We start from the raw sequence: 11,768 nt of genomic DNA, 5'->3' as shown, positions 1-11,768 counted from the left end.
TACCGACAGCCGCCGCAGCACCTCCCGTTCGGCCTCGTCCAGCAGCTCCCAGGACCAGTCGACGACGGCCCGCAGCGTCTGCTGGCGGGGCAGCAGGGTGCGGCTGCCGGAGGTGAGCAGCCGGAACCGGTCGTCGAGCCGGTCGGCGATCTGACGTGGCGTCAACATGCGGAGGCGGGCGGCCGCGAGCTCGATGCCGAGCGGGAGCCCGTCGAGGCGCCGGCAGATCTCGGCGCAGGCCGCGGCGGTCTCCTCGTCGGCCTCGACCCGGAAGCCCGGCCGGGCGGCGGCCCCGCGGTCGGCGAGCAGCCGCAGCGCGACGGGCTCGGGCAGCGGGCCGACCGGCCGCAGCAACTCCCCCGGCACACCGAGCGGTTCACGGCTGGTGGCCAGCACCGTCAGCTGCGGGCAGCGCTCCAGGAGTGCCTCCGTGAGCCGGGCGGCGGCCTCGACGACATGCTCGCAGTTGTCGAGGATCAGCAGCATCCGCCGCCTGCCGCAGTGCTCGACGAGCCGCTCGACGGGGTCGTCGTGCCGCTCGTTCCCGGCCCGCATCGCTTCGGCGCCGGCCCCGTACAGCACGGTCTCGCGGGCGCCGACGGCGGTGAGCACGGCCTGCGGCACGTCGGCGGGGTCGTCGACGGGAGCGAGCTCGACCAGCCACACCCCGCCCGGCGCCGCGTCCCGCACGGTCTCGGCCGCCTCCTGCGACAACCGCGTCTTCCCGGCTCCACCGGGTCCGAGCAGCGTGACGAGCCGGGCCGTGGCGAGATCCCCGCGGATGGCTTCGATGTCGGCCTCGCGGCCCACGAAGGAGGTGAGCCGGGCGCGGAGATTGCCGCGAAGGGGGGCACCCCCTTCGGAGGGCCGGGCCGGGGCGGGCGCCGCAGCGGGTGTGGGCGCCTCAGCGGGTGTGGGCGCCCCGGCCAGCAACTCCCCGTGCAGCGCGCGCAGTTCCGGCCCGGGGTCCGCTCCGAGGCGGTCCGCCAGCAACCGGCGTACGTCCTCGTAGGCGGCCAGCGCCTGCGCCGTGCGACCCGCGTCGCGGAGGGCGCGCAGGCGGAGGGCCTGGAGGGGCTCGTCGAGGGGGTGGCTGTCGCAGAGGGCCGTCAGTTCGGGGAGGGACTGTTCGGCGTGGCCGAGGGCGAGCGCGGCGGTGTGGCGGGCGCGCAGGGCGTCCAGACGCCGGGCCTCCCACCGGGCCGACTCGGCGGTGCGGTCGGGCAGGTCGGCGAGGGCGGGGCCGCGCCACAGGGCCAGGGCGTCGTCCAGGACGCCGGCCGCCTTGGTCGCGTCGCCGTCCGCCAGGGCGCGGGCGCCCTCGCCGGTGAGCCGGTCGAAGCGGTGCAGGTCGATGTCGTCGGGGGCGGCGACGAGCCGGTAGCCGCCGTCGACGGAGGCGACGGCGTCCGCGCCGAGGGCCCTGCGCAGCCGCCCGACCAGCGCCTGGAGGGCGGCGGGCGCGTCCGCGGGCGGGTCTGCGCCCCACACCTCGGCGACCAGGAGCCCCACGGTCACGGTGCGGCCGGGCCGCAGCGCCAGCACGGTCAACAGGGCACGCAGCCGCGCCCCGCCGACCGGAAGGGGGGTGCCGTCGGAACGGAGTGCCTGGGTGGTGCCGAGGATGCGATAGCGCACGGGGTCCATTGTCTCTGGTAGTTCGAGGGCCGGTCACGGGGTTACGGAGGCGGTCCGCCTCGTCCCCCACCTTCTCTGGAACCGATGGCCGCCCGCGAGACGTTTTCCCCGTACGCCCGGTACGGTCGGGCAGTCCCACAGCGCGTACGAGAGTCGGGGGAACCCCATGACAGCCACTGCCGCCCGCCGCAGCGACCGGCGGATCAGCCCCGTCTTCGTCGGGATTCTCGCCGTGACGGCGGTGACCGGGTGGGCGACCTGGACCGGGTTCGCCGAGCAGCCCGGGGTGGCGGTGTTCCTGTTCGTGACGGCCGCGTGGATCGTCTCCCTGTGCCTGCACGAGTACGCACACGCGCGGACGGCCCTGCACAGCGGTGACATCTCGGTCGGCTCGAAGGGCTATCTGACCCTGAACCCGCTGAAGTACACCCACGCCCTGCTGAGCATCGTCCTGCCCGTCCTCTTCGTGATCATGGGCGGGATCGGCCTGCCGGGCGGTGCCGTGTTCATCGAGCGGGGCCGCATCCGGGGCCGCTGGCGGCACAGTCTGATCTCGGCGGCGGGACCGCTGACCAACGTGCTGTTCGCGGCCGTGTGCACCGCCCCGTTCTGGCTGGACGCCCTGGACGGCGTGCCGGCCGACTTCCGGTTCGCGCTCGCCTTCCTCGCCCTGCTCCAGGTGACGGCGGCGATCCTGAACTTCCTGCCGGTGCCGGGCCTGGACGGCTACGGCGTCATCGAGCCCTGGCTGTCGCACAACATCAAGCGCCAGGTGGAGCCGTTCGCCCCGTTCGGCCTGCTGTTCGTCTTCGCGCTGCTGTGGGTGCCGTCGGTCAACCACGCGTTCTTCGACGTGGTCGACTCGATCCTGGCGGGCCTCGGGATCAGCGACTTCGAGACGTACTGCGGCCAGGACCTCTACCGCTTCTGGCAGACCAGCGACTTCTGCTCGGTCAGCTCGTGACCTTGCCCCGCTTCACGTAGTACCAGCACATGTTGCTGGACAGGCCCGCGATCAGCACCCAGACGATCCCCAGGAAGCTGCCCTGCACGAACGAGACGACCGCCGCGGCGACGGCGAGCAGGCAGACGATCAGGGCGTAGAGGGCGAGGCGGGGCATGAGGGCGATTCTCCTGTCGGGGGCCCCGTCGCGGGACACGTCGGGGGACACTGCTGCGCTACGGCGTCCAGTGTCCCCCATCCCCTCACACGTCCGTGACGCGCAGTCCCGCGTGTGCCTTGTAGCGGCGGTTCACGGAGATCAGGTTGGCGACCAGCGACTCGACCTGGTGGGCGTTGCGCAGCCGGCCCGCGAAGACGCCGCGCATGCCGGGGATGCGGCCGGCGAGGGCCTGGACGATCTCGACGTCGGCCCGCTCCTCGCCCAGCACCATGACGTCGGTGTCGATCTCGTCGATCTCCGGGTCCTGGAGCAGGACGGCCGACAGGTGGTGGAAGGCGGCGGCGACCCGGGAGTCGGGCAGCAGGGCGGCGGCCTGTTCGGCGGCGCTGCCCTCCTCGGGCTTCAGGGCGTAGGCGCCCTTCTTGTCGAAGCCGAGCGGGTTGACGCAGTCGACGACCAGTTTCCCGGCGAGTTCCTCGCGCAGCGACTCGAGCGTCTTGCCGTGCCCGTCCCACGGCACGGCGACGATCACGATGTCGCTGCGCCGCGCGGTCTCGGCGTTGTCGGCGCCCTCGACCCCGTGCCCGAGTTCGGCGGCGGCGGCCTGCGCGCGGTCGGCGGCCCGCGAGCCGATGATCACCTTCTGGCCGGCCTTGGCGAGCCGGTAGGCGAGGCCCTTGCCCTGGGGGCCGGTCCCGCCGAGCACGCCGACGACCAGCCCCGACACGTCGGGGAGGTCCCAGGGGTCCTTGGCGGGCGCCTTCGCGGGGGTCTGTGCAGCACTGTCGGTAGAGGTCATGGGCTGACTTTACGTGCGCCTCCCGCACCCCGGCCGATCAGGTGAGCGCGGGGGTGCGCTCCAAAACGCTGCCCTGACCGATACGGGCGAATTCGAAGGGAACCCGGGGTCGCGGCCGACCGGTTGCGGCAGGATGCGGTCGCATGGACGCCGTACGGGTCGCGTTGCTGCGCGAAGTGCTCGCCGGGACGGAGTGGCTGGGGACGACCCGGCGGTTCGCGGGGGTGCTGCGCGGGTCGGTGGTCTCCCATGGGGGCGGGCTGCTGCTGGTCGGCACTCCGGAGTACGAGCCCTGGCATCTCGCGGCCCATCTGGTGGACGAGGCGGCCTGGTCCGGCACCCCGGAGCTGGCCCCCACCCTCGTACGGCATGACGCGCGCCCCTCCGATCCGGCCCATCTGGCCGTCGGCCCCGGCCGGTTGGCGGCGGCGAAGCGCGGCGAGACGCTGCTGGTGGTGGCGCCGGAGGAGCCGGACGCCCCGCTGCTGGAGCGGGTGCACGACGCCCGGCGGGCCGGTGCGACCGTCCTCGCCCTCGGCCCCGGCGAGGGCGGCCTGGCGGCGATGGCCCACGAGTCGCTGGCGGTGCCGGCGGGCACGGACCTCGATCTGGACACCGTGCAGCATCTGGTGAGCGCGGCGGCCGGGGAGAACGCCCTGCCCGCGCCCCGCGGCCCGCGCCGCTTCCGCGACCGGCTCTCCCGGCTGACGGAACAGCTGACGGCACCGCCGCCGGCGCGCTGGTAGCGGGAAATTCGGTTGCCGGGTCGGACGCTCCGCCCGAGCATGGCCGCTCGTGACCGACGCCGATCCCGCCCGCTCCCGAATCCGCTCCGTCCTGCCCGACCTGACCCCCTGGCATGCCTCGGCCGACTTCCGGCGGCTGTGGGTGTCGGGGCTGATCTCGTACTTCGGCAGCTTCCTGACGTTCGTCGCGCTGCCGGTGCAGATCAAGGAGCTGACGGGGTCGGCTGCGGCCGTCGGGGCCATCGGCGCGGTGGAGCTCGTCCCGCTGATCGTCTTCGGGCTGTACGGCGGTGCGCTCGCCGACGCGCTCGACAAGCGCGGCCTGATCATCTGGACGGAGGCCGGGCAGGGCCTGCTGAGCGGGGTGCTGCTGCTCAACGCGCTGCTGCCGGAGCCTGCCGTGTGGCCGCTGTATGTCGTGGCCGCGCTCTCCTCGGCGCTGACGTCGGTGCAGCGGCCCGCGCTCGACTCGCTGTGGCCGCGGATCGTGGCGCATGAGCACCTGCCGGCCGCGGCCTCCCTCAACTCCTTCCGCTGGACGGTCGGCGGGGTCGCGGGCCCGGCGCTGGCGGGTGTGGTCGTGGCGTACGCGGGCCTCGGCTGGGCCTACGCCGTCGACCTGGCGACCTTCGTCATCTCGGTGGCCCTGATGATCCCGATCGCGGCCGCCCCCGCCGCGCACGAGGCGGCGAAGCCGTCGTTGAAGGCGATCGCCGAGGGCGCCAGGTACGCATGGGGCCGCAAGGAGCTGCTCGGCACCTATGCCGTCGACGTGGTCGCGATGCTGCTGGCGATGCCACTGGCGGTGCTGCCGTTCCTCGCGGACGAGCTGGACGCCGAGTGGTCGCTGGGGCTGATGTACGCGACGGTGCCGCTGGGCGCGATGCTGGTGAGCGTGACGAGCGGCTGGACGGCACGCGTCCACCGGCACGGTCGCATGGTCGTCCTGGCGGCCGCCCTGTGGGGCGTGGCGATCGCGGCGGCCGGGGTCGTGGGGAACGTATGGCTGGTGCTGCTGTTCCTGACCGTGGCCGGGGGCTGCGACATGGTCAGCGGGATCTTCCGCGGGGTCATGTGGAACCAGACGATCCCGGACGAGCTGCGGGGCCGGCTCGCCGGGATCGAGCTGCTGTCGTACTCGGTCGGCCCGACCCTCGGCCAGGTCAGGTCGGGCGGTTTCGCCGCCTGGTGGGGGGTGCGGGCGTCGGTGTGGTCGGGCGGGCTGCTGTGCGCGGGCGCGGTGGGGCTGCTGGCCCTGTGCCTGCCGAAGCTGATGACGTACGACGCCCGCACGGACGACCACGCGGCCCGGGTCCGGGCTCAGCGCGAGGCGGCGGCGCAGGCCTGATCAGTCCTCGTCCGCACCCTTCGCGGCGTCGTGCCACTTGGGGTCGTTCTCCCACTGGAGGTTGCGCTCGCGGGCGGTCTGCATCGCGTGTTCGGCCTCCTGCCGGGAGGCGTACGGGCCGAAGCGGTCCTTGGCGGGGCAGTCCGGCCCCTCCTCGACCTTCTTGTGCTCCAGGCAGTAGTACCACTCGCCCGGCTTGCCGACCGTGCGCTTCTTGAACAACGCCATGACCTGCTCCTCTCGCCAGGGACATGTTCCCCCACCGCGGCTCGTTAGACTCGCTGGCATGTCTGGCCAGTCGCTGCTCGTCCCAGGGGAGCTGTCCCCCACCCGTTCCGTGCCCGGAAACATCCGTCGCCCCGAGTACGTCGGCAAGCCCGCGCCGACGCCGTACACCGGTCCGGAGGTGCAGACGCCCGAGACGATCGCGGCGATGCGGATCGCCGGCCGGATCGCGGCCCGCGCGATGGCCGAGGCGGCCAAGAAGATCGCGCCCGGCGTCACGACCGACGAACTGGACAAGGTGGCGCACGAGTACATGTGCGACCACGGCGCCTACCCCTCGACGCTCGGCTACCGCGGCTTCCCCAAGTCGCTGTGCACGAGCATCAACGAAGTGATCTGCCACGGGATTCCGGACTCGACGGTCCTCAAGGACGGCGACATCGTCAACCTCGATGTGACGGCCTACATCGGCGGGGTGCACGGCGACAACAACGCCACGTACCTGGTCGGGGAGGTCGACGAGGAGAGCCGGCTGCTGGTGGAGCGCACCCGCGAATCCCTCGACCGCGCGATCAAGGCGGTCAAGCCGGGCCGCCAGATCAACATCATCGGCCGGGTCATCGAGTCGTACGCCAAGCGCTTCGGCTACGGCGTCGTCCGCGACTTCACCGGGCACGGCATCAACTCGTCCTTCCACAGCGGCCTGATCATCCCGCACTACGACAGCCCGCACGCGACGACGGTCATCCAGCCCGGCATGACGTTCACGATCGAGCCGATGCTGACGCTGGGCACCCATGACTACGACATGTGGGACGACGGCTGGACGGTCGTCACGAAGGACCGCAAGCGGACGGCACAGTTCGAGCACACGCTGGTGGTGACGGAGACCGGCGCCGAGATCCTGACGCTGCCGTAGGCCGCCGAGACCCGTCCCCTGCTGGGGGCGGGTCTTTTCTTGTACCGTTTTACCGACAGCCTGTCGGCAAACATATTGACTTAGGTAAGCCTAACCTCAGAGGATAGGGCGCATGGACTCCTTCTCGACAGTCATCCGCACCGCGTCCCACGAACAGCACGTCGAGGCGGAGACCTCGTCGTTCATGAGCGACCTGCTCGGCGGCCGGCTGGGCGTCGACGCGTACGCGCGCTACACCGAGCAGCTCTGGTTCGTGTACGAGGCCCTGGAGTCCGGCGCGGACCGGCTGGCGTCGGACCCGGTGGCCGGGCCCTTCATCCGGCCGGAGCTGTACCGGCTGGCCGCGCTGGAGCGGGACCTGGAGCATCTGCGGGGCCCCGGATGGCGTACGGGACGGTCGGCGCTGCCCGCCACGCGGGCGTACGCGGACCGGGTGCGCGAGTGCGCCGAGCGCTGGCCCGCCGGGTACGTCGCCCACCACTACACGCGCTACCTCGGCGACCTGTCCGGCGGCCAGATCATCCGCGACAAGGCGGAGCGGACGTGGGGCTTCGCACGCAAGGGCGACGGCGTGCGGTTCTACGTGTTCGAGGGGATCGCCAACCCGGCCGCGTTCAAGCGGGGTTACCGCGCGCTGCTGGACGCGGTCCGGGCGGACGACCTGGAGAAGCAGCGGATCGTGGCCGAGTGCAAGCGGGCGTTCGCGCTGAACACGGCGGTGTTCCAGGCACTGGGGGACGAATTCCCGCTGAGCGCCTGAGACGCGCCCGGGCGGCCTACCGCTCCGGCTCGCGCTCCAGCACCACCCGGCCGCCGATCTCCACCCAGCCGTACGGCTGGGGGGCGGTGAGGATCTGGGAGCCCGCGCCCTGGGTGATGTTCAGCGCGCGGCCGAGCAGATCGGTGAGCAGGATCGCCGCGGCGCCGGTCGCCTCGTCCTCGTCGATGCCGTCGTCACGGCCGGGGAAGGCGCGCGCCCTGACCCGGCCGGCGGGCTCGTCCTCCCAGGCCCAGGCGTAGATCCACTCCCCCTTGGGCGGTACGGGGAGATCGTCGACCTCCGCTGCCGACGCGTACTGCCGCAGTGTCCTCGGCGGGACCCACTCCGCACGCGCCTCGATCCAGCTGAACTCCCCGTCCAGCCGGGCGCCGACGGGTCCCGCGGGCGTGACCAGTTCGGGCACGTCCAGCAGCCAGCCCGTCCCGACGCAGGGGTGCCCGGCGAAGGGCAGCCGCAGGGTGGGGGTGTAGATGTCGATGACGCCGCGCTCGGGGTCGTCGACGAACACGGTCTCACTGAAGCCGAGCTTGCCCGCGAACGCCTGGCGTTCGTCCCTGCCGGGCATCACGGAGCCCTCACGGACGACGCCGAGTTCGTTGCCGTATCCGCCATTGGGCGCACAGAAGACGCGGAGGACGTCGTAGTCAGTCACGGGGGCATTGAAACACTGCGCGGGCTGCGAGGGCTTCCCAGGTGGGGGCTCCGCCGGGGAGGGGCCAGAAACGGGTCGGGGGCAGGCCGTAGGGCAGGGTGGCGATCGCTTCCGCGTATCCCTTTTCCAGGGCGGTCCGCCGGTGTTCGGCCCCCGGGCCGCCGGCCAGTCCGCGGAGGCGGTGCTCGTGGCCCTCGGCCATGGTCTCGGCCGCCCGCCGCCAGTCCTTCTCGTCGGGTACCTGGCTCAGCAACAGACACTCCGGCGTCTGCCCCTCGGCCAGCGCCGCCACCGCCCGGTCATGGCCGTCCAGGATCACACAGCCGTCCAGGAAGGCCACGGTCCACAGCAGGACGGGCGCGAGGGTGCCCTCGCGGGCGTGTTTGCGGTACGCCTTCACGCGCCCGGCGTCAGGCGGGGAGAGGCGGCGCAGGGGAAGGACTCCGTTCCAGCCGCCCCCGCACGACAGCTCCAACCGCCCGCCCGGCCACTCCCGTACGAACTCCTCGCCCCAGACGTACGGCGGGAACTCGGTCCGCAGGGCCAGCTCCCAGCGCCCGTCGGACAACGGGGTGCCGTCCGCGTCCTCCAGCCACCGTCCGTACCGGTGCGGCCAGTTGACGGCGGACCTCAAGTCCGCCGCGCGCAGCGGCGGCAGCGGGGAGCGGTAGCCGTCGAGGCGGTGCAGATACAGGTCACGGCAGCAGTGCCTGCCCACCGTCCGGCCCAGCAGCACGGGCCGCTCCGACTGGCGCAGCAGTATCCCGCCGTCACCCGCGGTCTCGAAGCGCAACGGCGGCGGACCTGGACGGCCGCACACGCTCAGCACCAGCCGTCCCGGCCCCAGCAGTTCCCGATGTCCCCTGGTCATGGGGACCAGTCATACGCCTGTGAGCTCCCTTTGAGTTTCTCTTGGGATTCTCTTGGGGTCCGTTTTAGGTCAGCGTGATCGGCTCGTGCCCTTACAGCGTCTATGAGAGGTGAATCACGGCACGACCGGGTATCACGCAGGTAAGCCTCGGTTAAGTTAGGGCAGCCTCACCAATCCGTGTGAGCGCTGTCACGTGATTTTTCGGCCACCCATAGCCACCCACGGGAGCCTGCATGCGAGCCGTCCGTCTGTCCGCCGTCACCGCCACCGCAACCGTGGCGGCTCTGACCGCCCTCACCGGATGCACCGAGAAGGGCGGCGACGCGAGCAGTGATCGGGTGATCAACGTGACCGCCACCGACAGCAAGTGCGAGGTGTCGACCAAGGAGTTCCCGGCCGGGCACGTCGAGCTCGCCATCGAGAACAAGGGCTCCAAGGTCACCGAGGTCTACCTCCTCTTCCCCGACGACCGCATCGTCACCGAGCGGGAGAACATCGGCGCCGGCACCAAGCAGCGGGTCACCGCCGAGGTGAAGGCCGGTGACTACACCATCGCCTGCAAGCCCGGCATGAAGGGCGACGGCATCCGCCAGGACGTCAAGGCCACCGGCGGCACCGCCGCCAAGCGCGACCCCCGCCTCGACAAGGCCGTCGCCTCCTACCGCACCTACGTGCAGGAGCAGGCCGACGCCACCCTCCCGCTCGCCGAGACCTTCGCCAAGGCGGTCAAGGACGGCGACCTCGAGGCGGCCCAGAAGGCCTACGCCCCCTCCCGCATCGGCTGGGAGCGCACCGAGCCCGTCGCCGAGTCGTTCGGTGACATCGACCCCAAGGTCGACGTCCGTGAGGACGGCCTGGAGGAGGGTCAGGACCCGGCGAAGGACTGGACCGGCTGGCACCGGCTGGAGAAGTCCCTCTGGAAGGACAAGAAGCTCACCGCGCGGGACTCCGAGCTGGCCGACCAGCTGATCACCGACCTCAAGGACTGGCAGAAGCGGGTCGGCAAGGCGGAGATCACCCCGACCTCCATGGCCAACGGCGCCAAGGAGCTCCTCGACGAGGTCGCCACCGGCAAGGTCACCGGCGAGGAGGAGCGCTACTCGCACACCGACCTCGTCGACTTCAAGGCCAATGTCGAGGGCGCCGAGAAGTCGTACGAGCTGCTGAAGCCCGTCGCCAAGGAGAACGACGCCGCCCTGGTGACCGAGCTGGACAAGCAGTTCGCCGCGCTGAACACGCTGCTCGACAAGTACCGGGCGGACAAGTCGTCGTACGACTTCACCTCGTACGACAAGGTCGGCGAGGCCGACCGCAAGGAGCTGTCGGACGCGGTGAACGCGCTCGCGGAGCCGCTGTCCAAGCTCGCCGCCGCCGTCGTCGTGAAGTGAGTGGGGGCACCCGATGAGCGAGAACCCGCAGACCGACACCTCGCCTGCCCCGTCCCGGCGTTCGCTCATCGGCTGGGGCGGTGCCGGGCTCGCGCTCGGTGCCGTCGCGGCCGGCGGCGCGGTGGCCATGACCCGGGGCGGCGACGACGTCGACACCGTGTCCGCCGACGCGGGTGCCGCGATCGCGTTCCACGGCGCTCATCAGGCCGGTATCTCCACGCCCGTGCAGGACCGGCTGCACTTCGCCGCGTTCGATGTGAAGACCGAGGACCGCGCCGAGTTCGTGCAGATGCTGAAGGACTGGACGGCCGCGGCCCGCCGGATGACCGGTGGCCAGGCCGTCGGGGACGGGGCCTTCGGCGGGCTGGCCGAGGCACCGCCGGACGACACCGGCGAGGCCGTGGGGCTCAAGCCGTCGCGGCTGACCCTCACCATCGGGTTCGGTCCCTCCCTGTTCCAGAAGTTCGGCCTCGCGGACCAACAGCCCGACGCGCTCGTCGAGTTGCCGCACTTCGCCGGGGACGCGCTCGACAAGAACCGCAGCGGCGGCGACCTGTGCGTCCAGGCCTGCGCCGACGATCCCCAGGTCGCCGTGCACGCGATCCGCAACCTCGCCCGCATCGGCTTCGGCAAGGTCGTCATCAAGTGGTCGCAGCTCGGCTTCGGCAAGACCTCGTCGACCACGCCCGAGGAGCAGACCCCGCGCAACCTCATGGGCTTCAAGGACGGCACCCGCAACATCGCGGGCACGGAGACGGACCGCCTGAAGAAGTTCGTGTGGGTCGACGAGAAAGCCGGGCCGGACTGGATGGTCGGCGGGTCCTATCTCGTCGCCCGGCGCATCCGGATGCACATCGAGACCTGGGACCGCACCTCCTTGCAGGAGCAGGAGGACATCTTCGGCCGTGACAAGGGCGAGGGCGCCCCGGTCGGCAAGGCCAAGGAGCGCGACGAGCCGTTCCTGAAGGCGATGAAGCCCGACGCGCACGTCCGCCTCGCGCACCCGACCTCCAACCACGGGTCGACGATCCTGCGCCGCGGCTACTCCTTCACCGACGGCACGGACGGCCTCGGCCGTCTGGAGGCGGGCCTGTTCTTCCTCGCGTACCAGAAGGACGTCCGCGAGGGCTTCATCCGCATCCAGCGCAACCTGGCCACGGACGCCCTCAACGAGTACATCCAGCACGTGGGTTCGGCCGTCTTCGCCGTCCCGCCCGGCGTCCGGGACAAGGACGACTGGTGGGGCCGGACGCTGTTCTCCAAGGAGGCGTGAGCGA

The 11,768-nt window shown here is 71.8% G+C and carries 13 protein-coding genes; 7 read left to right on the top strand and 6 right to left on the bottom strand.

Annotated features, from left to right (window positions below):
• A partial coding sequence (locus ACFUO4_RS15415; protein WP_383484452.1) for a BTAD domain-containing putative transcriptional regulator occupies nt 1-1,647 on the bottom strand: 1,647 nt, incomplete at its 3' end.
• A 157-nt stretch (nt 1,648-1,804) separates the two neighbouring features.
• On the opposite strand from ACFUO4_RS15415, the gene ACFUO4_RS15410 reads away from it, so the two are divergent.
• Entirely contained in the window at nt 1,805-2,602 is a 798-nt protein-coding gene (locus ACFUO4_RS15410; RefSeq protein WP_383484449.1) for a site-2 protease family protein, read from the top strand.
• Here the strand turns inward: ACFUO4_RS15410 and ACFUO4_RS15405 are convergent.
• Nucleotides 2,592-2,759, bottom strand: coding sequence for a hypothetical protein (locus ACFUO4_RS15405; RefSeq protein WP_179143267.1), 168 nt, complete (start codon nt 2,757-2,759; stop codon nt 2,592-2,594). The genes ACFUO4_RS15410 and ACFUO4_RS15405 overlap by 11 nt on opposite strands.
• An 85-nt stretch (nt 2,760-2,844) precedes the next feature.
• Nucleotides 2,845-3,561, bottom strand: a complete 717-nt coding sequence (npdG, locus tag ACFUO4_RS15400) for an NADPH-dependent F420 reductase (protein WP_079306458.1) — start codon at nt 3,559-3,561, stop codon at nt 2,845-2,847.
• 143 nt (nt 3,562-3,704) lie between these two features.
• Here npdG and ACFUO4_RS15395 point away from each other — a divergent pair, with 143 nt between their 5' ends.
• Both ACFUO4_RS15395 and ACFUO4_RS15390 read left to right on the top strand, forming a co-directional pair.
• On the top strand, nt 3,705-4,307 hold the full coding sequence (locus ACFUO4_RS15395) for a hypothetical protein (RefSeq protein WP_383484444.1): 603 nt from the start codon (nt 3,705-3,707) through the stop codon (nt 4,305-4,307).
• Between the two features lie 49 nt (nt 4,308-4,356).
• Nucleotides 4,357-5,655, top strand: coding sequence for an MFS transporter (locus ACFUO4_RS15390; RefSeq protein WP_383484441.1), 1,299 nt, complete (start codon nt 4,357-4,359; stop codon nt 5,653-5,655).
• Here ACFUO4_RS15390 and ACFUO4_RS15385 read toward each other — a convergent pair whose 3' ends face one another.
• Nucleotides 5,656-5,883, bottom strand: a complete 228-nt coding sequence (locus ACFUO4_RS15385; protein ID WP_383484438.1) for a hypothetical protein — start codon at nt 5,881-5,883, stop codon at nt 5,656-5,658.
• A gap of 58 nt (nt 5,884-5,941) precedes the next feature.
• Here ACFUO4_RS15385 and map point away from each other — a divergent pair, with 58 nt between their 5' ends.
• Both map and ACFUO4_RS15375 read left to right on the top strand, forming a co-directional pair.
• Nucleotides 5,942-6,799, top strand: coding sequence for a type I methionyl aminopeptidase (map, locus tag ACFUO4_RS15380; RefSeq protein ID WP_383484435.1), 858 nt, complete (start codon nt 5,942-5,944; stop codon nt 6,797-6,799).
• 112 nt (nt 6,800-6,911) lie between these two features.
• Nucleotides 6,912-7,559, top strand: a complete 648-nt coding sequence (locus tag ACFUO4_RS15375) for a heme oxygenase (biliverdin-producing) (RefSeq protein WP_383484432.1) — start codon at nt 6,912-6,914, stop codon at nt 7,557-7,559.
• Nucleotides 7,560-7,575: 16 nt separating this feature from the next.
• Here the strand turns inward: ACFUO4_RS15375 and ACFUO4_RS15370 are convergent, their stop codons facing one another.
• Nucleotides 7,576-8,232 carry a PhzF family phenazine biosynthesis protein gene (locus tag ACFUO4_RS15370; protein WP_079306448.1) on the bottom strand — a complete coding sequence of 219 codons (657 nt, stop codon included), beginning with the start codon at nt 8,230-8,232 and terminating at the stop codon, nt 7,576-7,578.
• Nucleotides 8,225-9,103 (bottom strand): hypothetical protein, encoded by an 879-nt coding sequence (locus tag ACFUO4_RS15365; protein ID WP_383484429.1) that lies wholly within the window; start codon nt 9,101-9,103, stop codon nt 8,225-8,227. Before ACFUO4_RS15365 ends, ACFUO4_RS15370 begins: the two co-directional genes overlap by 8 nt.
• 233 nt (nt 9,104-9,336) lie before the next feature.
• Between ACFUO4_RS15365 and efeO the strand changes: the two genes are divergently transcribed.
• Both efeO and efeB read left to right on the top strand, forming a co-directional pair.
• Entirely contained in the window at nt 9,337-10,491 is a 1,155-nt protein-coding gene (efeO, locus tag ACFUO4_RS15360) for an iron uptake system protein EfeO (protein ID WP_079306446.1), read from the top strand.
• 13 nt (nt 10,492-10,504) lie between these two features.
• Complete coding sequence (efeB, locus tag ACFUO4_RS15355; protein ID WP_079306444.1) at nt 10,505-11,764, top strand: iron uptake transporter deferrochelatase/peroxidase subunit; 1,260 nt, start codon at nt 10,505-10,507, stop codon at nt 11,762-11,764.
• The last annotated feature ends 4 nt before the right edge of the window (nt 11,765-11,768 follow it).

This window comes from Streptomyces sp. NPDC057280, from assembly GCF_042668605.1.
In the GTDB taxonomy this organism is placed as follows: domain Bacteria; phylum Actinomycetota; class Actinomycetes; order Streptomycetales; family Streptomycetaceae; genus Streptomyces.
Note: the sequence above shows the minus strand (reverse complement) of the source record. Positions and strands in the feature narration are given on the sequence as shown.